This window comes from Prochlorococcus sp. MIT 1318, assembly GCF_047304505.1.
Classification (GTDB): Bacteria; Cyanobacteriota; Cyanobacteriia; order PCC-6307; family Cyanobiaceae; genus Prochlorococcus; species Prochlorococcus marinus_D.
This window is the reverse complement of sequence record NZ_CP138958.1, coordinates 71,196-91,406: the sequence shown is the minus strand read 5'-3', so window position 1 is coordinate 91,406 and position 20,211 is coordinate 71,196. Positions and strand designations below refer to the sequence as shown.

Below are 20,211 nucleotides of genomic sequence, written 5' to 3'. Positions count from 1 at the left end.
TTTTCAGACCCCTCAGGACTCAGGGAAGAGTTGGATCGTGTTGCCTTCGGCAAGCCGCACGATGGCTTTTTTGACCTGGGCTCGCTTGCCAGTGAAACGACCCACTCGACGGCTGCGCCGTGGAGGATTCATGGTGCTGATGCCGACCACACGGACATCGAAGAGTTGCTCTACGGCTGCCTTGATATCAGGCTTGGCGGCACGATGGTCGACCTCAAAGGTGTACTGGTTTTGTTCCAGTGCGCTGGTGGCCTTTTCCGTGATCAGTGGACGGCGGATCACATCCGCCAGCCGACCGTTGAAACGTTCAGTCATCTCCGTAAACCTCCTGGATCTTGGCGAGAGCCTCCTCGCTCAGCACCAGAGAATTGGCGTGGAGCAAATCGAAGACGTTGAGTTGATCGGCGGCGATCAGTTTCACCTTTTCGAGATTGCGCACGGAGCGTCGGATGATCTCGGAGGGTGTGGAAAGAATGATCAAAACCTTTGCATCTGCGGCTACGCCGAGCCTTACAAGGGCGTCTGAGATCTCTCGGGTCTTCGGCGCCTTCAGGCTGTTGCCAAAGTCTTTGACCACAATGACGTCCTCAAGACGGGCCATCAGCGCGGTGCGTAGGGCCAGACGACGTTCCTTTCGGTTCATCGCCAGGTTGTAGGTCCTTGGCTTTGGTCCGAAGATGATTCCGCCGCCTGGGCGTAAGGGGGTGCGGATCGTTCCCTGTCGGGCACGGCCGGTGCCTTTTTGCTTATAGGGCTTGCGACCACCACCACGAACCTCGGCACGGGTGAGGGTGCTTGCCGTTCCCTGACGGCTATGGGCCTGCTGCCTGAGCACTGCACGGTGCATGAGATCAACAGCCGTGGTTTCTTTAGAAACTTTGAGTTCAAGGCTTGCCTTGCCGGCTTCCTTTCCCTGCCAGTCGTGAACAACACATTCAGCCATCACTTACCTCCTTGAGCAGGCTTGCTGCCTACGCGTTTTGCGGGTCGGATGTTGAGCAGGGCGCCTGGCTTGCCAGGCACTGAGCCCTTCACCACCAGGAGATTGCGGTTGCTGTCCACTTTGAGGATGGTGAGTCCACGGGTGGTGCGCTTTTTGCCGCCGTAGCGGCCAGCCATGCGTTTGCCTGGATAAATCCGCCCTGGCGTGGTTCCGGCGCCTGTGGATCCAGGTTCTCGATGGTTTTTGGAACCGTGGCTCATCGGACCACGGCTGAAGCCGTGGCGCTTTTGATAGCCAGAGAACCCACGCCCCATCGTGTCGCCGCTGACGTCTACCTTCTGGCCAGCTTCAAAACTGCCGACGGTGATCGCTGCTCCCAGCTCTAGGCCTTCAAGGCCCTCGACGCGATATTCGCGTAGGTGCTTCAAGAGAACCTCGCCAGATTTGGTGAGGTGCCCTTTGGAAGGCTTGTTGATCAATTTTTCGCGGGTATCACCGAAACCGATCTGTACGGCGGCATAACCGTCGATGTCAGAAGTCTTGAGTTGGGTGATGCGGCAGGGGCCGGCCTCGATCAGGGTGACCGGGATGGCTCTGCCTTGATCGTCGAAGAACTGAGACATGCCCAGTTTCTTCCCAAGGATGCCGATTGACATGGAGGGTAAAAACGCCAGCGTGGATGACCTCCTTCCGTTGTCCGGTCGGGGGGGTGTGATTCAGTGCTGATCAAGGGAGCGCAGTCGTCGCCGAAAGACCTTGGACCGTAAGAAACGGCGGCTGAGGCAATTTCGGATAGAGCTAGCGAGCAAATCAGCTGGCTGGGACTTGGGCGACCTTTTGAGTCAATCAGTTTCCCGGCAGTTCAGGGAAAAATCCCTTTTCTGCTCTGGCCTAGGGATCCGGCGCAATCGTCGGACCTGATTCGCCTTCTGGAGGCCCGGCTAGCGGACGGGCACAGAAATACGAACCAAACCAAGACCTTACACCACTACTTATGCAAATTAAATATGTTCCGAACATGCTGGCAGACTCATGGCTACTTGAGTGATGTCGTCATGCCGCTGTTGCTTTCTGGTCGGGTGTTTCGCCGTGACCTGGATGCTTGCGGCTGTCTGGCTATGCATGTTCCCCTTGAAGGTGGCAGTGAAACCCGGTTACTGCGAAGGCTTCGGGCTGCTGGATACCGCACCCAGCTGAGCTCAGCTCGGGGGCTTGGCGATCCGGAGGTGTTTCTTTTTCAGCTGCACGGTATTCGGCCCCCCCATCTCGGGCATCAAAGCGTTGGGCGCAATGGAGCTGTCGGTGAGGTTCAGCAGGTGATGCCCCAGCTGGCTGAATTATTTGTCGACAATGCTCCTGTGGTGCTCTGGCTTTTAGAGGGGCAGGTGCTGTCAAGATCTGAGCTCTTGGCGCTTTGTGATCTTTGTAAGCGTGAGTCGCGTTTACGGGTCGTTGTTGAGATGGGTGGTGCTCGCAGTTTGAATTGGCAGCCGATGTCCACTTTGCTCGGGGTCTGAACACTATTCCTTCTAACCCTTTCCAGCAGAGTGCTCTTCGCGGTGAGCTCGCCCTGGCCAGTGGGTCTTGGGTGAAGTTGATCTGTGGTGCTAGCAATCAGGATTTGCTTTCCATAACAGACCTTTGTGCGGTTTTTGCCGCGGCTGGTATTCACTGTGTGGATGTGGCGGCCGATGCTGCCGTTGTCAGGGCAGCTCGTCAGGGGCTTGATTGGGTGCAAGCGCGGAGTGGTTTTCGGCCTTGGTTGATGGTGAGCATCAGCGATGGCAAGGATGCCCATTTTCGAAAAGCTTGGTTTGATCCTGCGCGCTGTCCAAGCGATTGTTCGCGGCCTTGTCAACATGCTTGTCCTGCTGAGGCGATTGGTGAGCAAGGTGGGGTTCAGCTAAGCCGTTGTTATGGCTGTGGACGATGTCTGCCGACTTGTCCTCTTGGTTTGATCGATGAACACGACCGGCGACTTGAACTGAGAGATTTCGGCCCTCTGTTGGCGGAATTGCATCCTGATGCAGTCGAGATTCACACGGCACCTGGGCGCGTTAAGGCCTTTGAATCCACAGTTGCAGAGCTGATGTCGGCTCAGGTGCCTCTGCAGCGGATTGGGGTGAGCTGTGGTCTTGAGGGGCATGGGCTCACGGTTGAGGCTTTAGCAAGTGAGTTGTGGCAAAGACATGTTTGTTTAAGGCGTTCTGGGCAAAGACCTCTTTGGCAGCTTGATGGCCGACCCATGAGTGGCGATATCGGGTCAGGAACGGCTCGAGTTGCTGTAGCGCTCTGGCGGAAGCTGCGGCCATTGGCTCCGCCTGGCCCCCTCCAGTTAGCGGGGGGCACCAACGCTCACACGATCACCTATATCTCTAGTGACCATGGGCCGGCAGGTATTGCTTTTGGAGGCATGGCTCGTCGTCTCCTCCAGCCCTGGTTGCTTGAAGCACAGGCCAGGCATGTGAGCCTGAGAGAATGGCCTGAGGGTTGGCAAGCTGCTCTTGCGCAGGCAGAGCAGCTTGTTCGTCCATGGCTGTTCCGCCAATCTGGGTCGTAAGCCTGCTAGAAGGCCGTTAGGGGAGCCATTTCTGCATGGCTGCGGCTGAGGGCCATGAAGCCAAAGCGTATTACTGATGATCTAGACCGATTGTTGGATTTGTTGCCTCTTGCGGTTCAGCAGGCTTTGGCGACACCCAATAGCCGGGAGCAGTTACTCGAGGTGGTCTTGGATCTCGGCAGAGTGCCTGAAGCACGCTATCCGGGTCGAGCGCTTGCTTTAGGAGAGCAGTGCCTCACGCGCGATGATCTGCAAACCACTGTTGATCGATTGGGCCAGTTTGGTGCTGACAACCGTGCTGGCATTGAACGAACTCTGCATCGCATCAGTGCTATTCGTAATCGCCAGCGAGAGGTGGTGGGACTCACCTGCCGGGTGGGAAGGGCCGTTTTTGGCACCGTGGCGATGGTGAGAGATTTACTGGATAGTGGTCAATCGCTCTTGCTGATGGGGCGCCCAGGAGTTGGTAAGACCACCGCGCTGCGTGAGATTGCCAGGGTTCTTGCTGATGATCTGCAGCGCAGGGTTGTGGTGATTGACACCAGTAACGAGATTGCTGGTGACGGGGATATTCCCCATCCAGCTATTGGTCGGGCCAGGCGCATGCAAGTGTCTCTGCCAGAACAACAACATCAGGTCATGATTGAGGCCGTGGAGAACCACATGCCGGAAGTCATCGTGATTGATGAAATCGGTACGGAGCTAGAGGCCCAGGCTGCGCGCACGATCGCTGAACGGGGGGTGCAGCTTGTGGCTACGGCCCATGGCAATGCTTTGGCGAATTTGATCAAGAATCCAACCCTTAGTGATCTTGTTGGCGGGATTCAGGCTGTCACTCTCGGAGATGAAGAGGCAAGGCGGCGACGCACGCAGAAGACTGTGCTTGAGAGGGCTGCTGAGCCCACTTTTCCTGTGGCAGTTGAAATGAATACTCGCAATCGTTGGTCGATTCATGCCGACGTGGCTGCCACTGTTGATCAGTTGCTGCGCGGACAGTTGCCACGCCCCCAGTTGCGGGAGCTGGACTCTGATGGATCGGTGCGGCTCGTGGATGCGCAGCCGAATCGATCATCTTCACCACGTCCTGCTCTGGTGGCGGTCCCTCTGCCGGATCCAAAAGCACCTTCTCCTAGAGCGGCCCCACCTGCTCACGATCATGCTGAGGCGATCTCTGCTGAGCGTTCAGATCACAGAGCACTGCAGGTGCTCTGTTGCGGTATCACGCCCCAACTGGTGGATGAGGCTGTTCGTCGTCATGGCTGGCCTGTTCGTTGGGTGGATGACCTCAATGAGGCTGACGTTGTGCTCAGCATTCGTAAGGGACTCGGCCATCAGCCAACTCTGAGACGTCAGGCGCGTGAATCACGTGTGCCGGTCCTTGTGATTAAGTCCGACACATTGCCTCAGGTAGAGCGTGCGCTGGAGCGGCTGTTAGCACGCCGCGCTGGGCCGCAAGATCAGCTCTCACATTCAGAGTCTCAGGATGTTGATCAGGAAGATGCCCTGGCTGCACTTGAAGAGTGCAGATTGGCTGTGGAAAAAGTAGTGCTGCCCTATGGACGGCCGGTGGAGCTCTTACCCCGTAGCGAGCAGGTTCGTCAGATGCAGGTTGATTTGGTGACGCGCTATCGCCTCAGTAGTGATGTTTTCGGCCAGGCGGAACAACAGCGATTGCGGGTTTATCCCCCTTGAAATGGCTCTGCTTGATCAGCATGCATTGACGAAGGTGGCTTCAATGTGGGTAACTATCTGGATTCCAGTGAAGTCTCCTCTGCGCGGCTAATGATCTGGATCATTGGGCCGTCGCCAAGTGGTAAGGCAGCGGGTTTTGGTCTCGCCATTCCTAGGTTCGAATCCTAGCGGCCCAGTTTCTCAATCCTCAGTTGACGTCTCGCTCCCTGTTGGTTTTCGACTTTGACGGTGTCATTGTTGATGGGATGGGCGAGTACTGGTGGAGTGCCCGTCACGCTTGTATGCAGTTAGTGGGTCTTGACTTTGGTCCAGACCCTTTGCCCGATGCTGTTCCTGAAGCTTTTCGTTTGCTCCGGCCCTGGATCCATCAGGGTTGGGAGATGGTGCTTCTGGCGGCAGAGCTGTTGCGTTCTGATGGACCCTTGCTGCGGCATGGGGCCAAGGCCTTTTCGGCCGATTATCACTTGCGATGTCAGCAGGCTTTAGAGGCTTGGGGATGGCAGCCAGGTCAGTTGCAGGAGGCCTTGGAGCAGGTGCGGCGGAGTGCGCTGGAGGCCGATCGGTCGAATTGGCTGGCCCGCCACCGCCCTTTTCCTGGTGTGATTGAGCGTCTTCGTGGCCTCCACGATGAAGGGTTCGCCTTGGTGGTGCTCACCACCAAGGGGGCCGAGTTCACCGCTGAACTGTTGAAGTGCTTTCAACTTGCTCCTCATGGGTTGTACGGCCATGAGTCGGGTCGTAAGCCTGAGGTGCTGCTGCGGTTGGCGGCGGAGCGACCACTGCGGGGCTTCGTGGAGGACCGTCGTGCCACCCTCGAGACGGTGCTCGCGACGCCCGGACTATCTTCTCTGCCTTGCTATCTGGCGAGTTGGGGCTATCTCAAGCCGGAAGACTGTCGGACCTTGCCCATGGGCATTCGCCTGTTGGAGCCAGAAGCTTTGGCGGCACCCTTGGCGAGCTGGCCCTGATCCGTTAGGGTACTCCTGTACTATCTGGGACGGTTCGCGGTTGTGGTGGTATTGGACTCTTTGATCGGTGTCCGTCAGCTTTGCCGCAGTGCTTTTTGCTTCGCCTAGGTCAGCAGTCGACGGTACTCGTTTAATCCTTTATTTACCATTGCTATGTCAGTTGACGTGAAATCAGCCCAATCCTCTAAGTCTGATTCCCTCCAGGCTGAACCCCGTCCAGGTGAGCGGGACAAAGCTCTCAATTTGGTGCTTGGCCAGATTGAACGCAATTTTGGCAAGGGTTCGATCATGCGCTTGGGGGATGCCTCTCGGATGCGGGTGGAGACCTTCCCTACAGGGGCGCTGACCCTTGATCTTGCCCTTGGCGGTGGGTACCCGAAAGGACGAGTCGTGGAGGTGTACGGCCCGGAGAGTTCCGGTAAAACCACCCTCACCCTGCATGCCATCGCCGAGGTGCAGCGTCGTGGTGGCGTCGCGGCTTTTGTGGATGCCGAGCATGCGCTCGATCCGGTTTACGCAGCCTCTTTAGGAGTGGATATTGAGAACCTGCTGGTCTCGCAGCCGGACACGGGGGAGATGGCTCTGGAGATTGTCGACCAGCTTGTGCGCTCTGCCGCTGTTGATATCGTTGTTGTGGATTCCGTTGCTGCGCTCACTCCTCGGTCTGAGATCGAAGGTGAGATGGGCGATTTGGCTGTGGGTAGCCAGGCCCGTCTGATGAGTCAGGCGATGCGCAAGATCACTGGCAACATCGGCAAATCCGGCTGCACGGTCATTTTTCTCAACCAGTTGCGTCTCAAGATAGGCGTCACTTACGGCAACCCGGAGACGACGACTGGTGGCAATGCTCTCAAGTTTTATGCCTCCGTACGTCTCGATATCCGTCGTATTCAAACGCTCAAGCGCGGCACGGAGGAGTATGGAATTCGTGCCAAGGTGAAGGTGGCTAAAAACAAGGTAGCCCCTCCGTTTCGTATTGCTGAGTTCGACATTCTTTTTGGTCGTGGCATCAGTACCTTGGGTTGCTTGCTTGACCTAGCTGAAGAAACCGGTGTTGTCATCCGTAAGGGTGCCTGGTACAGCTATGAGGGCGACAATATCGGTCAGGGACGTGACAACACGATTACTTGGCTTGAGCAGAATTCTGAAGCCCAGGAGCAGATTGAAGTTTTTGTGCGTCAGAAACTCACTGAAGGGTCTGAGGTGACCGCTAATTCCATGCGTCCGTTGGCGGCTGCGGCCCGTACTGCGGCTAAAAAACCTGCCGTCAGCTTGGCATCTGAAGCTGCTTAAGACTGGCTAAAAGAACGAGACAACCCAAGAGCTCTTTGAGGGTCTTGGGTTTGTTGCTGAAGAGAGAGATTTGGGATGATTGATGCTTTCTTTCCCCAGCAGTTTCTTTTACCTGGCATCGGCGGGGGTCCACCACCCAGCGGCTGGGCCCACGAAGCGCGCTACGACCCACAAAGCCACCATGAAGCCGATGCCAATCCAGGCTCCACGGGTTGTGATGGCGTAAAAACGCTCTTTATCACGTTGGGTAATGGGCAGCCAGGAGACGATTCTGGGGGAATCATCTTTTTTGGTCTGTTTCTGGCGTGGTGCTAGGCCCTGATCGGATCGTCGTCTGGCTTCTCCCATGGCCTTCCTCGTTGCTGTTTGGTTGTTAAAGAGTAGTTGGCTTAATCCGGTAATAGGCGTTGCAGGGGTGTCCAGGGTTCGAGTGTGCTCAGCACTTGCTTCCCCCAGCTCCGTCCTCGTAGACGTCCGTCCAGGATTGCCAGTCGTCCGTGATTCTTTCGGAGCGGGGCAATCGCTGGTGTTAGTAGGCTGAGAGCTTCAGGCAAGAGAAGGTCTCGGAACCAGTCACGACCTTGATTCTTGAGGGATTCTACTCTTGCTGCTGTGAGTGGTGACTCTACGCTCGCCAGGGGAAGTAAGGCCACGATTAGTTGTTCTGGAAGAGGGAGTTGATCCTGGTGATGAAGCCACCAAGCCCAGCGGCAACAGACAACACCGTTGGATTCCGGAGCGGTGGTTTCATGAACGACTCTGCGTCCAAATTCCGCCGCCAACTCACTTGTGAGTTGGCGGCGTAGTTGCTGATCGTCAAGTAAAACCACAGTGATGCCAGGACGTCCCAGGATCAGACGACGGCATTGATCGAGCAGATGCTCTGCATAGATTTCGGTATTCGGTAGTGGTTGGCGGCGCGGTGCAAAAAGAGGTATTGGTTCCTGCAGGTTGGGTTCACTCAATCTGGCCATGACGGTGGCAGGAAATGCTGCAGCGTCCAACTCAGTGCGGACGAGATCGTTCTCCCTTGATCCGCTCAGCAGGACAGACGGCTGGTCTCGTAACAGACCTGGAAGATTTTGAAGGGGTTCGAGCGGTTGTAGATGCCATTGCCATTGCAGTAGTCGGTGATCGAGTTCGGCCCAGCTTGCCCAAAAACGGCTATCGGCTTTCAGCACTGCAGGCCAAGGAGAAGGTGAGGGGCCTAGAAGTCGCATGAGATCTTTGAGAGCCTGAATTTCGCTGCCATCAAGGCGAACTTGGGCATTGGCTCGGGTGGCGTGAGTAAACAGGCTGCGACTTAATCGTTCGTGCAGTTGCATGAGGGAAGCCTCCGCAGCAGGATGTGCCCGCCGCAAAAGCTCCCAGTCTTGAGGTGTGATCGACAAAGCCATGCTGTCCCTGAGTCGCTGGCTTAGTTGGTCTGCTTCTGGAATGATCAACTGCCTTGATTTGAGATGCCCCTGGTGGTGTGCCTCAATCAACTCACTGTGGTTCATCAACCACAGTTGATTCCCTGAGGGCGGTAGGTGCCCTTCCCAGCAGGGGAGTTTGATGCCTTTCGTCAGCAGTTGTGGCAGTTCTACCTTGAGGAGTCGCCGTCGCTGCTGATCGGAAAGGATCATCACAGCATCCTTGGCCTCCAGGCAGAGAGGAACCAGAAGACCAAGCCACCACAGGTCTTTGCTACGAGGGTCGAGCTGGATCAGCGTGTGATCTTTGCGCCTGAGACTGCGGGCAACAAGTCGGCTCAAAGTGAGGTGATGAGGCCAGGGGGATGAGTTCTGCAGGAGCAGGTGCTTGAGCTGCTGATGGCTGCGGGCTTCGAGCATTGCGAGAGCCTAGGAAGCCGTAAACCCGAGAAAGCTCCATGTTGATTGGTCGATCAACATGGACTGCAGTGCGAGAACCGTAGGGATGGAGCAGAACAAAAAAACATCACTTTGCGCTGGAGTCGTAGGGCTTGGGCTGATTGGTGGCTCCTTGGGATTGGATCTGCAGGCGCTTGGTTGGAAGGTCAATGGTCTGGTGCATCGTTCCAGTACCGCTGATAGGGCTCGCGCTAGGGGTTTGGCTCACTTGGTGAGCACCGATCCGGGCATTCTCGCGGATTGTGATTTGGTGATCCTGGCGCTGCCTTTGGCTCAGCTGCTCAATCCAGATCCGAATCTCCTAAAGGCTTTGCCTACAGCTGCTGTGGTAACTGATGTGGGTTCAGTGAAGATGCCTGTTTTAGAGCTCTGGCGCGACCTACACCCCCGCTTTGTGGCTAGCCATCCCATGGCAGGCACCGCTGAAGCAGGAGTGGAAGCAGGGCTGCGGGGCTTATTTCAGCAACGTCCTTGGGTAGCGACACCTGACAATCAAACAGACCTTGAGGCGCTCGAGTTGGTGCGTCGATTTGCGGTGTCTTTGGGCAGTCAATGGTTTACGGCGGATGCAGCTAACCATGATCAAGCGGTGGCGTTGATTTCCCACCTGCCTGTGCTGGTGAGTGCTGCGTTGCTTCGAACAGTGGGTGAGGAGCGCGATCCTGCTGTTCGCGAACTCGCCAGAGTGCTGTCGTCTAGTGGTTTTGCTGATACCACCAGGGTGGGTGGTGGTAATCCCCAGTTGGGAACATCTATGGCTGAGAGCAACACCGCAGCGATCTTGCGTGGTTTGGCTGCTTATCGCTGGAGCTTGGAGCAGCTTGAGGAGGCCGTTTTGAATAGGCACTGGTCGCAGTTAAAGGCTGAATTGGAACGTTCCCAGGCATTGCGACCCAGCTTTCTTGTTGCTGCCAACAACGACCTCAATTCGCCACCCGTAACTGATGACCTCGCTGAGCCATGAGCTGGCGACAGGTCATGAGTGCCGAGATGCTCACCCCTGCAGTACCTTCACCAGGGTGAATTGAGTCGCCACAGAGCCAGAGCCCTCGCATGGGGGTGCGGCTTGCTAGTCCGAAGGGCCCAAATTGTGAAGGGTGCTGCCCAAGGCCACCCACAATTCCCTTGGGCCGACCAGTCCAATGTGCAAAGCTCCTGGGTGTGGCTAGTTCTTGATGCTGCCAATCTTCAGGTGCGAGATCTAACCAACTTTCAAGTGTTTGGCGGATGGCTAACAGGGCCATTTGCTTGCGTTCTTGATAGGTGGATTCAGTTAGGCCAAACCACTCCGCTGTGGCGGTGAACACACTTGCAATCACTGTGGCTTGTCCAGCGGGAGCACGGCCATCTCCCTCACGGCTGATTGATACGAACAGGGAGCCTGGTGTCTTGGAGGCTCTTTGTAGATGGACAGGACAGTTCTTAGGTAGGGCGCTGCGATCGATGGCCCCGTAGAACACCAAAGCTCCACTGGGTTGAGGTAATTTCATTAGCCTTTGGCGATAGGCCTTGGGCATGCCTGCTCCTTGTGGCATCAGCGATCTCAGGCATTGAGGAGGCAGACTGCATACCACATCTGGTGTAGTCAGTTCTAAAGCCTTGCCATTGGGGGTTTTGATTTTGACTGTCCAAGCCATGCCCCGCGCAGCTACTTCTAGGCCCACCACACGATGGCGTAGCAATACCTGGCTGCCATCCCGCTTCAGGGCATGCATTAGGTCATCGCTGAGTTTTTGCATCGATCCCTGCAGATGCCAGAGCCCAAGAGGTGCTTGAGCCATTTGCAACACGGTGGCTCCATAGAGGGCGGCTGTGCGATCGAGCGGTTCTTGCGAATAGAGCTTGATCTGGAGGTCTAGGAATTTGCGAAGGCGCTGATCCTGCGCACAGCCGCATAGCTTTAAGAGATCTGCCACTGTCAGGCTGCTCAATAGCCCTGAGGTGATTGTTGCTGGACGCAGAGCCTGAAGCAGTTGGCCTAAGTCCCAAGCGTTGCGGGGTGTGACCACCGGATCATGGCTTGCAAAGCCCCAGTTGCTTTGGTGGAGCTTGGCAGTCAGAGCCCAGAAGGAGTCACTGCCAGGGAAGTGATATCGCCATTCTTGTTCCCAGCGCTTTGGATCATGCCAGAGCTGAATGGGTTGGGATCCGTCGGCGAGATCCACTGCACAAGCGGGGTTTAGTAGCTCCGCTTGTGGCATGGGCAGGTTGAGATGCCTATAGATGCGTTCATGGCTGCCACTGGGTTCTAGACCGGCAACCTGGGTGGCACCCACATCGAAGATATAGGGACCTCGCCTGAATGTGCCGGCACACCCTCCAGGTTGATGGTGCGCTTCCACCAAGGTGACGGGTAATCCTTGCTTGGCTAAGAGGGCTGTTGCCGTTAGGCCGGCAATGCCGCCTCCGATCACGATGATTGAGTCCTCAGCCATCCGGTCATGCTGGCAAGGTCTAGAGAGGTATGGGTATGAACGAGCGTCTGAGACAGGGCTTGGTAGCAGCCGAGGGACCCTTGAGTGGTGAAGTGATTAAGGATGTTGAGTGCGTCGCAGGCGGATGCATTCATCAGGCCTGGTGTTTGCAGTTGAAGGGTGGTCGGAAACTGTTTGCCAAAACAGGTGGGGCAGATGCTTTGCAAATGCTCAAGGTCGAAGTTGAGGGGCTAAAGGCTCTTAAGGCATGGGTTGATCCGGGAGTGTTGGAGGTGCCGGAGCCTTTGGCGTTTGATCAGGTCTGTGGTGAAGCCGTGTTGTTGCTGCCTTGGTTGGATTTTCGGGCGGGTAGTCAGGCATCCCTGGGCCGTGGACTGGCTTTTTTGCATCGGGCGTCTGCCGCCGAAAACCCTGGACGCTTTGGTTGGCCCGTAGATGGTTTTATCGGTGCTGGCTCTCAGCCAGGGGGGTGGAGGGAGCAGTGGGGCGACGCATTCGTGACGCTGCGCTTGCGTCCTCAGCTCAGAGAGGCGGCTCGATGGGGCTTGGATCTGGTTGATGTTGAGCCAATCCTCTCGGCTTTAATCCCTTGGTTGGATCGCCATCAACCCAGTCCAAGTCTCGTGCATGGGGACCTTTGGAGTGGTAATGCCAATGTTCTCTCAGATGGGCGGGGAGTCTTGCTGGATCCTGCTACCTGGTGGGCCGATAGAGAAGTTGATTTGGCGATGACTCAATTATTCGGTGGTTTTTCGCAGGATTTTTATATCGGATATGAAAACGTATGGCCACTGCCAGCTGATGCAAGCAAAAGGGTGGAGGTTTATAACCTTTATCACCTCATCAATCACGCCAATCTCTTTGGAGGCTCATATCGAAGTCAGAGCCAAGCCATTCTGAATCGTTTGGCAAGTTGGTTGCTGAGTTGAATTGCAATTGGGTTTGCAATGTTCAGCCTAAATATTCCTTGCGGAGGTTCTGAACCCTTTCAGACAGGGCAGAGCGCTTCTCACTGGTGGTGAGGTTTTGCCAGCTCCATTGGCCCACCATCACCACACCAAGCAGTTCGAGCAGTCCAGGCACGATTGGTAGCAAATTGATTGTGTCCATCACTCCCTTGATCAGGATCTGGGCAACAATCACAGCTGCAAAGATGCCTAAAACTTTGCCGATGCGCCCCATCTGGCTCCAATCGAGCTTGTTTAGGGTTTCGTTGACCTTGCCAACGGCTTCGCTGTAACGCTCTGAGAATTTAATCTCCTCACCTGCGTTATCAACGCTGTTTGTGGTGGTCTTTTCTGTGGTGGATTGTTCGTTTGTCACGGTGTTGATGTCGCTCATGAACACGAAACCGATGGCAAATCTTTGCCGAGCGTATCGAAAGGATCTTTGTTATGCCAGGGCTGCTGGAGTTTGATCGTAATTGCCTGATGGTTCTTCGTCGCAGCTTATTGGCTGTGGCGCCATTTGAGGGATGTGCTCTTTTATTGGGTCATCAAGATGATTCTAATAGTGATCAAGGCGGCAGGATCTGGAATGTTCGGCTGATTTGGCCTTGCTGCAATGTATGGGAGCCTGGAATGTCAAGCCTCCCTGAAGGCTCGAATGATCCGAGTCTTGGGGCTGAGTTGCTGCCATCACGCAAGTGTCGCTTTGCTTTGGATCCTCGTGAACAGTTGCAGGCTCAACGCTTTGCCAGAGAGCACAATTGGCAGGTGTTGGGCAGTGCCCATTCTCATCCTGGCGGTGAGGCTGTGCCGTCCCTTATGGATCATCGCTGGGCCACTGTGCCGTCGTTACTGGTGATCGTGGCTGGTTCAGGCAATGTGCGCGCTTGGTGGCTGACAGGAGTGCAACCTGGCCAGCAGCATGAGGTTGCGCATTTGGGACAGTGGTAAGGGCATAGCTAGCGGCACTCTTTCCCCTATGGGTCTTCACGAAACCGTTGATGTAGACCTGAGCCCCGATGAGTTAGAGCGTTTTTCTCGTCATCTCACCCTGCCAGAGGTTGGGATGAATGGTCAGAAACGACTCAAGATGGCTTCTGTGTTGTGTGTGGGTAGTGGCGGGCTCGGTTCGCCGTTGCTGCTTTATTTGGCTGCTGCTGGTGTAGGCAATATCGGGATTGTCGATTTCGATGTTGTTGAGCTCTCTAATTTGCAGCGCCAGGTGATCCATGGCACGAGTTGGGTAGGTCAAGCAAAAACGCATTCTGCTCGGGCTCGCATCCTTGAAATCAATCCCCATTGTCAAGTGGATGTCTACGAGAAAGCGCTGACGCGAGATAACGCTTTTGAGATCATTCAGCCGTACGACATTGTTTGTGACTGCACTGATAATTTCCCTAGCCGTTACCTGGTGAATGACGCTTGTGTTCTTTTAGGTAAGCCCAGTATTTATGGATCGATTCATCGCTTTGAAGGTCAGGCCACGGTGTTTAACCTTGATGCTGAGAGCCCTAACTATCGTGATCTGGTGCCCGAACCGCCACCCGCTGGCTTGGTGCCTTCTTGCGTCGAAGGTGGTGTGATGGGGATCCTTCCGGGATTGATTGGTTTAATTCAGTCCGCGGAGGTCATTAAAATCATTACTGGTATCGGCACGACGTTGAGTGGTCGGCTGCTGGTTGTTGATGCCTTGGCGATGACGTTTCGGGAGATGGCTTTGCGCCCGAGTCAACCGCGAGTTGTGATTGATCAGCTCATTGATTATCAAGACTTTTGTGCTTCTGGTGCTGATAAACCAGCTCAAGAGAAGGCTGCTGGGTTGGAGAGCATTTCAGTTCAGGATCTCAAGTCTTTATTCGATCTTGGCGCTAAGGATTTTGCCCTGGTGGATGTGCGTAATCCCAATGAGGCTGAGATTGCTTGCATTGCTGGTTCAGAATTGATCCCGTTGAACAAGATTGAGAGTGGCGAGGCGATTGAGAAGGTCAGGCAGTTGGCCTCTGGCCGGCGACTGTATGTTTACTGCAAGCTGGGTGGTCGCTCGGCAAAGGCTTTGACCATTCTCAAGCGTCATGGCATTGAAGGTGTCAATGTGACTGGTGGCATTGATGCTTGGGCCAAGGAAGTTGATCGCTCATTGCCTCGCTACTGAGTGGATCGTGATTTATATAGGGACTCATTGTTGAAGGGATTTCAATCAGCCCGCTTCAATAATTACCAGCTGCGGTAGGCGTTTAGGTCAGTCAACCTAAAAAGCTTCTTTGTTGAGGATTGCTTTAGTAATCCACGCCTCGCTTGAGGTCTACGCCCTGTTCGGCGTAGTGCTTGTGGCACACCATTTCTGAGTGGACGCCGGCCAGATCGAAGTAGGCAGGTTGGTTTTTGCAGCGGCCGGTGATGATGACTTCGGTTTCGGCCGGCTTGCGGAGAAGGGTCTGAACAATCGGCTCCACAGGAATCAGTTCAAGATCCACGCTGGGATTGAGTTCATCGAGGATGACAGTTTTATAGAGCCCACTGGCGATGGCGGCTCTGGCAATTTCCCATGCGCGCTCTGCTTCGACGTAATCGATCGGTTGTTGTTGACCTCGCCAGACGATGGCATCCCGGCCGGAGCGAAGATGATCAACAAGGTGGGGATAGCTTTCTCTTAAGGCTGCAATGGCAGCGTCTTCGGTGTAGCCATTGCCACCTTTAAGCCACTGCAAGATCAACACGCGATGGCTTTTGTCTTGGCTGATGCCACGGCCAATGGCCTGTAGAGCCTTGCCTAGGGCACTGGTGGATTTGCCTTTGCCCTCACCGGTGTAGATCTCAATTCCACCGGTGGGAAGGAAGGGAATGACGCTGTCATCCTGAGGCTCCGGACGACGATGGGCGCGCATTTCGGAATGCAGATCGGCCACCTGAACCAGGGCTCGTGGAGCGGCCCGTCCGGTGACGATGATCTCCATGCCGTCAGGTCGGTCGGTGAGTGTTTTGACCACATCGTCAACAGCCAGCAGGCCTAGATCCAGCACGGGATTGAGTTCATCAAGCACAACGACTGAATAGAGGGCGCTGGCGATGGCTCCCTTGGCGATATCCCAGCCGCGTTGGGCTTCTTGGCGATCAAAATGGGTAGCGTCCTGGGCGATGAAAAATTCACCCCGACCTGTGCGCACTTGGTCGATTAGGTGAGGGAAGCCCTGTTGCAGTGCCTCAATAGCAGCATCTTCGTCGTAGGCGCGGCCTGGGCCTTTGAGGAATCGAAGCAGCAGCACCCTGGTTCGTCGTTGCTCGCAGATCCCCAGCCCGATGGTGCGTAGGACAACACCAAGAGCGGCCTGACTTTTACCTTTTCCCTCGCCGTCATAGATGTGCAGTTGGCCATGACTGCGTTCATTGCTTTCGGCTGCGGTCGCGATGCCAATCCCACGTCCTCTTCTGCCGCTTGATGTTTGGCGATTTCTGGGTGTCTTGGATGCTGCCGTCTGCGAAGCCATTGACGGGTCCTCTACGGTTGGAGCTTAACGAGATCGATGGGCTGAGAAGGTGGTTGCTGGGACGGCTGGTGCAGCGGTGTTTCGGCAGTTGGAACCTCTGCCGGAGCGGGAGTATGCCCAGTTGCAGATGTTGCGCAAGCGTCTTGCCAGTTTTGGACGTGTTTGTGTGGCCTATTCCGGTGGAGTTGATAGTGCACTAGTGGCAGCGATTGCGCGGGAACAACTTGGGCCTCAAGCCTTTGCTGTGACAGGGGTTTCTCCTGCACTTGCCCCTGAGCTTCTCGATGAGGCCCGTCAGCAGGCTGCCTGGATTGAGATTCGTCACCAGGAATGCATGACTCAGGAATTGGATGATCCGGCCTATAGCAGCAATCCCACAGACCGTTGTTTTGCTTGTAAGCGTGAATTACATCGGCATCTGGGCCCGATTGCGCAATCAGCCGGTGGAGCTCAGGTGGTGGATGGCGTGAATCACGACGACTTGGGAGAGCATCGACCTGGCATTGATGCGGGCCGTCAGGCGGGTGTGCGTTCTCCGCTGGCTGAATTAGAGATTGGCAAGGCAGGTGTACGTCAGATGTCACGAGCTCTTGGATTCCCTTGGTGGGATAAGCCTGCGCAGCCCTGCCTGGCATCACGTTTTCCCTATGGCAATAGCATCAACGCTCAACGGTTGCGTCAGGTTGGTCTGGCTGAAGCCTGGTTAAGAACGCTGGGTTTTGCTGAGGTGCGAGTGCGCAGCCAGGGCTTGGCTGCACGCATTGAAGTCCCCGCTGATCGGATTGAGGATGTGGTGCTTGAGTTGGATCGTGAGCAGGTCGTCGCGCATTTCCTTTCGCTGGGTTTCACCTCCATCAGCCTTGATCTGGAAGGTTTGGTCAGCGGCAAGCTCAATCGCACTGGCCAAGTGCATTGAAGGCGGGCAATGGCTTGAAGCTGTATCCCTTTCGCGACTCCTCTTGACTGAGTTGCTATCTGCGGATGATTGAGCTTGCTGCTGTGGCTGATGTCATAGGCCACAAGCCTGAAAGGTCGTTCTCGCTGCTCCACCAGCTGCGCGAGTAGGGCAACAACAGCTTGTCTGGTGCTTTATGGGGAATCAGGTCGTTAGAGCTAGCTCTGCTGGCTCTTGGGCCGCGAGGGCTAACAAGGGTGGCTGTTGAGATGCCCTATTCCTTGTAGGCCTGCATCTTGATAACGCAGGAAAAAAGGAGGACTTTTAGTTTTGATTTGAGCTTGATTCAGGGCGAGCAGAGCGACGACTAGTCGTCTTCTTGGTAGCTGGGAGGTTGGCCAAGGTTTGTTGGCTATGGGGCTTTGCGGCGAGGGATGCCTCAATTCGAAGCACCTCTGCCTCACGAATGGCTGTGTTCTTATCCAAGTACTCAATGCTGTTTGGGTGTGCTGGTGGCAAACCTTCGGCTGCGCTTCCAGCTCGCAAACAATACAGACTTTTGCAGAATCAACCATGAGCATTTCTGCACATCAAAGTCCAGCAGCTAGAGAGGCTGCTTGGGAGCCACATGGGAGGGAGAATTAACAGTTTTTTCCTGCTGAACGTCCTTTCCCTCTCGGTGAAAAACGGAACTTGAAGACCTAGGTCTTAGATGCCCTGGCAACTACCCCTTGACTTATAAGGGCCTTTAAGCCTATGGCATATGTAACATTGCTAATGGCTAAGAAATGGAGAGTAAACCGAACCTGTGTTCATGTTGAATTATTCTCTCGCTCCTGGATTTATATTGACTAGGCTCTTATCTTCCTTCTCTAAATATCCAGTGTTTGTTGTGGTTGTAGATAAGTGGTTGGAACGACTTGGTCAAATGGTTAGAACGTTGTGGTCACTCTTTCGCTAGGAAATTTCTCTGTATTCAAATACTTTTCAGTACAGTACTTGCTATGAAATCTACATCGGAACTGCTGAAGGAGTCTCAAGAACAGCTCAGTTAAACAGAATTAGCCGTCAAAGACTTAGAAAAATGCTAGGGCTAATGAACAAAAGATTTGATGAACTGAATGGAATGATGATTGGGCTGGGGCAAGCTCTTACTTTAGAAGAGAGAAAGAGAGACGATTATCGCAAAAGGGAATAGCAAAGGTTGAGGTTAGAAGAAGAGCATTTGGATAAGTTTGAGCATGACAGGAGGCTTGACTAGTCACTAGTCTCTGAATCTCAAGCCACTACGAACCGGAAGGTGGATGAATGGGGCAATGTGAGTAGGTGTTGAGATACACCTTGCCTTTTAGAAGTGCCTGTAACGATCACTCAAATGCTTCAGTATTGGTTTCAGCAGGTCGCTGTGGCTAGCTGATTAAGCCTTTGGATGGCGAACTGCGGTCGCTAGAGCTGCTGGTGTTTTCCGTTGGAAGCTCTTTAGTGCATGGCTTTTGGCGCCAAGTTCCTGGCGTAAGAGCTCACAAGCTTGTTCCGGCATCGTTTGATCGCCGCAAGTGAAGACATCCACCGCGGCATAACCATTCTCAGGCCATGTGTGGATGGAGAGATGCGATTCAGCTAGAAGGGCAAGCCCTGTGACCCCCTGAGGTTCAAATCGGTGGGTGATCAGATTGAGAAGAGTGGCACCAGCACGCTTGGCTGCTGTTGTGATCGTGGTTCTCAGAAAGGCCTCGTCATTGAGCTTGGTGTGATCGCAGTCATAAAGCTCGAGGATGCAGTGCTTGCCCACCATGTCGGTGGCGCTGTGATTGATGGAGCTTGTGTTGTCTTGGCAATTGGTGTCTTCCCATCCTGGATTGGGATGCAAGCAAGACAGGGTTCTCTCCATCAAGGCAATAAAAATCAGCTCGCCACCTTAGCGGACCTCTTCCGATCGATTTAAAGATCCTGCTTCGATGATCTGTGATTGTTGTTGCCATTCATCCTGGAAGCCTTCCAAATGGGTCGCGCTAACGAGGCACTGATGTTTCTCTCCTACAGCCTCGAGCAGCAGCAACTGTCTGCCGGGATCCAGTTCCGCAAGAACGTCATCCAATAACAGCAGAGGGGGTTCACCGCAGAGTTCGCCTACCAGTTCTAGTTCGGCAAGCTTGAGCGCCAGCACCACGGTTCGCTGTTGTCCTGCTGAGCCAAAGCGGCGCGCTTCTGAATCGTTGAGTAGCAATCTCACCTCGTCGCGGTGAGGACCGATCCGGCAACTTCCTAACCGTTCCTCCTCACTGCGCTGGCCGAGGAGTTGCGTTTCGATCGCCAACCTCCAAGGTTCTTCCGCTTCCTCACCTTCGAGTTGGCTCCCTGGCTGATAGTCGAGTCGCAACCGTTCCTTGCGTTTGCTGAGGGTTTCCTGCCATCGGGCTGCAAGTGGTTCAAGGCGGGCGAGAGCTCGACTGCGACGTCGATGAATGCGAGTGCTGACTAAAGCCATCTGTACATCGAAGGCATCCAAGAGGGAATCACGCTCCTGAATCGGGCTGTGGCGCCACTGACGCCACAGCTGGCTTCGCTGACGCAGCAGCTTGTTGAAGCGACTGATCAGATCTGAATAGATCGGTTCAAGTTGTTGTACGACGCGATCAAGCCATTGGCGCCGCAGGGCAGGCTCGCCTCGAACGAGATTGAGATCGATAGAGCTAAACCCCACGCAACGCAGTGGACCGATTAGATCCAATTGGCGGGTGAGCGTTTTGCCGTTGCGGCGGGCTTGTCGACCTCCTTGCCGCCGCAATTCCAGTTCGAGCTTCTCAGTGTCATCAGCGATGGCGCGAAGTAGGGCCCGCTGTTCTTCCCAGTGGATCAAGTCTTGATCGCTGCTGGCGCGATGCGAGCGCAGGCTGCCGAGTAGCTCTACGGCTTCGAGAAGGTTGGATTTGCCGATGCCGTTGGGGCCAATGACCAGCAGCCGATTTTCCGTCAACTCCAGCTGAAGCCTGCTGTAATTGCGATACCCCTGCAGTTCGAGCTGGTGAAGCCGAATCGGTCTTGGAGCGGCATGAGGTTAAGGTACCTTGATTGAGGGGGCTTGAGAGTTGCTCTCATATAGCGGCATCCAGCCGATA

21 protein-coding genes and 1 tRNA gene are annotated in these 20,211 nt (G+C 55.0%); 11 read left to right on the top strand and 11 right to left on the bottom strand.

Annotated features, from left to right (window positions below; translation table 11 throughout):
- Positions 1-12: 12 nt before the first annotated feature.
- Genes SIB66_RS00530 through rplC form a run of 3 tightly spaced genes read right to left on the bottom strand, consistent with a single transcriptional unit; the run spans position 13 to position 1,599 of the window.
- Positions 13-315: a 50S ribosomal protein L23 gene (locus tag SIB66_RS00530; RefSeq protein WP_011826907.1), complete on the bottom strand. Its 303-nt coding sequence runs from the start codon at positions 313-315 to the stop codon at positions 13-15.
- Entirely contained in the window at positions 308-943 is a 636-nt protein-coding gene (gene rplD, locus SIB66_RS00525; protein ID WP_063396914.1) for a 50S ribosomal protein L4, read from the bottom strand. The genes SIB66_RS00530 and rplD overlap by 8 nt, the downstream gene beginning before the upstream one ends.
- Positions 943-1,599 (bottom strand): 50S ribosomal protein L3, encoded by a 657-nt coding sequence (gene rplC, locus SIB66_RS00520; protein ID WP_011826905.1) that lies wholly within the window; start codon positions 1,597-1,599, stop codon positions 943-945. The genes rplD and rplC overlap by 1 nt, the downstream gene beginning before the upstream one ends.
- Positions 1,600-1,998: 399 nt before the next feature.
- On the opposite strand from rplC, the gene SIB66_RS00515 reads away from it, so the two are divergent.
- The 6 genes from SIB66_RS00515 (at position 1,999) to recA (ending at position 7,456) form a co-directional block, all read left to right on the top strand.
- Positions 1,999-2,460, top strand: coding sequence for an NAD(P)H-quinone oxidoreductase subunit N (locus SIB66_RS00515; RefSeq protein ID WP_063396915.1), 462 nt, complete (start codon positions 1,999-2,001; stop codon positions 2,458-2,460).
- A 71-nt stretch (positions 2,461-2,531) separates the two neighbouring features.
- Complete coding sequence (locus SIB66_RS00510) at positions 2,532-3,503, top strand: LdpA C-terminal domain-containing domain (RefSeq protein ID WP_063407661.1); 972 nt, start codon at positions 2,532-2,534, stop codon at positions 3,501-3,503.
- A gap of 54 nt (positions 3,504-3,557) precedes the next feature.
- Positions 3,558-5,195 (top strand): AAA family ATPase, encoded by a 1,638-nt coding sequence (locus SIB66_RS00505; protein ID WP_063407237.1) that lies wholly within the window; start codon positions 3,558-3,560, stop codon positions 5,193-5,195.
- Positions 5,196-5,299: 104 nt separating this feature from the next.
- Positions 5,300-5,371: transfer RNA gene (locus tag SIB66_RS00500), tRNA-Gln, on the top strand.
- 15 nt (positions 5,372-5,386) lie between these two features.
- Positions 5,387-6,163 (top strand): HAD family hydrolase, encoded by a 777-nt coding sequence (locus SIB66_RS00495; protein ID WP_063407235.1) that lies wholly within the window; start codon positions 5,387-5,389, stop codon positions 6,161-6,163.
- 153 nt (positions 6,164-6,316) lie between these two features.
- Positions 6,317-7,456: a recombinase RecA gene (gene recA / locus SIB66_RS00490; protein ID WP_063407233.1), complete on the top strand. Its 1,140-nt coding sequence runs from the start codon at positions 6,317-6,319 to the stop codon at positions 7,454-7,456.
- 108 nt (positions 7,457-7,564) lie between these two features.
- Here the strand turns inward: recA and SIB66_RS00485 are convergent, their stop codons facing one another.
- Both SIB66_RS00485 and SIB66_RS00480 read right to left on the bottom strand, forming a co-directional pair.
- Positions 7,565-7,804 carry a DUF2839 domain-containing protein gene (locus SIB66_RS00485; protein ID WP_063407231.1) on the bottom strand — a complete coding sequence of 80 codons (240 nt, stop codon included), beginning with the start codon at positions 7,802-7,804 and terminating at the stop codon, positions 7,565-7,567.
- Positions 7,805-7,845: 41 nt separating this feature from the next.
- Positions 7,846-9,291: a hypothetical protein gene (locus SIB66_RS00480; protein WP_063407229.1), complete on the bottom strand. Its 1,446-nt coding sequence runs from the start codon at positions 9,289-9,291 to the stop codon at positions 7,846-7,848.
- A 58-nt stretch (positions 9,292-9,349) separates the two neighbouring features.
- Between SIB66_RS00480 and SIB66_RS00475 the strand changes: the two genes are divergently transcribed.
- Positions 9,350-10,294: a prephenate/arogenate dehydrogenase gene (locus SIB66_RS00475; protein ID WP_063407227.1), complete on the top strand. Its 945-nt coding sequence runs from the start codon at positions 9,350-9,352 to the stop codon at positions 10,292-10,294.
- On the opposite strand, the gene crtD is transcribed toward SIB66_RS00475, so the two are convergent.
- On the bottom strand, positions 10,254-11,765 hold the full coding sequence (gene crtD, locus SIB66_RS00470) for a C-3',4' desaturase CrtD (protein WP_063407225.1): 1,512 nt from the start codon (positions 11,763-11,765) through the stop codon (positions 10,254-10,256). The two genes, SIB66_RS00475 and crtD, sit on opposite strands and share 41 nt — an antisense overlap.
- A gap of 35 nt (positions 11,766-11,800) precedes the next feature.
- Between crtD and SIB66_RS00465 the strand changes: the two genes are divergently transcribed.
- Positions 11,801-12,694, top strand: coding sequence for a fructosamine kinase family protein (locus tag SIB66_RS00465; protein WP_063407660.1), 894 nt, complete (start codon positions 11,801-11,803; stop codon positions 12,692-12,694).
- A gap of 22 nt (positions 12,695-12,716) precedes the next feature.
- Here SIB66_RS00465 and SIB66_RS00460 read toward each other — a convergent pair whose 3' ends face one another.
- Positions 12,717-13,106: a CAAD domain-containing protein gene (locus SIB66_RS00460; RefSeq protein WP_063407219.1), complete on the bottom strand. Its 390-nt coding sequence runs from the start codon at positions 13,104-13,106 to the stop codon at positions 12,717-12,719.
- A gap of 89 nt (positions 13,107-13,195) precedes the next feature.
- Between SIB66_RS00460 and SIB66_RS00455 the strand changes: the two genes are divergently transcribed.
- Entirely contained in the window at positions 13,196-13,663 is a 468-nt protein-coding gene (locus tag SIB66_RS00455; protein WP_236070357.1) for a M67 family metallopeptidase, read from the top strand.
- 28 nt (positions 13,664-13,691) lie between these two features.
- Positions 13,692-14,864 (top strand): molybdopterin-synthase adenylyltransferase MoeB, encoded by a 1,173-nt coding sequence (gene moeB, locus SIB66_RS00450; protein WP_063407659.1) that lies wholly within the window; start codon positions 13,692-13,694, stop codon positions 14,862-14,864.
- 124 nt (positions 14,865-14,988) lie between these two features.
- Here moeB and SIB66_RS00445 read toward each other — a convergent pair whose 3' ends face one another.
- The gene (locus tag SIB66_RS00445) at positions 14,989-16,197 is read right to left on the bottom strand and encodes a cob(I)yrinic acid a,c-diamide adenosyltransferase (RefSeq protein WP_236070356.1); all 1,209 of its coding nucleotides are present in this window, start codon (positions 16,195-16,197) and stop codon (positions 14,989-14,991) included.
- Between the two features lie 76 nt (positions 16,198-16,273).
- Here SIB66_RS00445 and larE point away from each other — a divergent pair, with 76 nt between their 5' ends.
- Positions 16,274-17,113 (top strand): ATP-dependent sacrificial sulfur transferase LarE, encoded by an 840-nt coding sequence (gene larE, locus SIB66_RS00440; protein WP_063407657.1) that lies wholly within the window; start codon positions 16,274-16,276, stop codon positions 17,111-17,113.
- Positions 17,114-17,416: 303 nt separating this feature from the next.
- Here larE and SIB66_RS00435 read toward each other — a convergent pair whose 3' ends face one another.
- The 3 genes from SIB66_RS00435 to recF all read right to left on the bottom strand — a co-directional run bounded on the left by SIB66_RS00435 (position 17,417) and on the right by recF (position 20,108).
- Complete coding sequence (locus tag SIB66_RS00435; protein WP_413410227.1) at positions 17,417-17,611, bottom strand: hypothetical protein; 195 nt, start codon at positions 17,609-17,611, stop codon at positions 17,417-17,419.
- Between the two features lie 898 nt (positions 17,612-18,509).
- Positions 18,510-18,983: an adenosylmethionine decarboxylase gene (gene speD, locus SIB66_RS00430; RefSeq protein ID WP_063407214.1), complete on the bottom strand. Its 474-nt coding sequence runs from the start codon at positions 18,981-18,983 to the stop codon at positions 18,510-18,512.
- A gap of 27 nt (positions 18,984-19,010) precedes the next feature.
- Complete coding sequence (gene recF / locus SIB66_RS00425; RefSeq protein ID WP_236070430.1) at positions 19,011-20,108, bottom strand: DNA replication/repair protein RecF; 1,098 nt, start codon at positions 20,106-20,108, stop codon at positions 19,011-19,013.
- Positions 20,109-20,211: the final 103 nt, after the last annotated feature.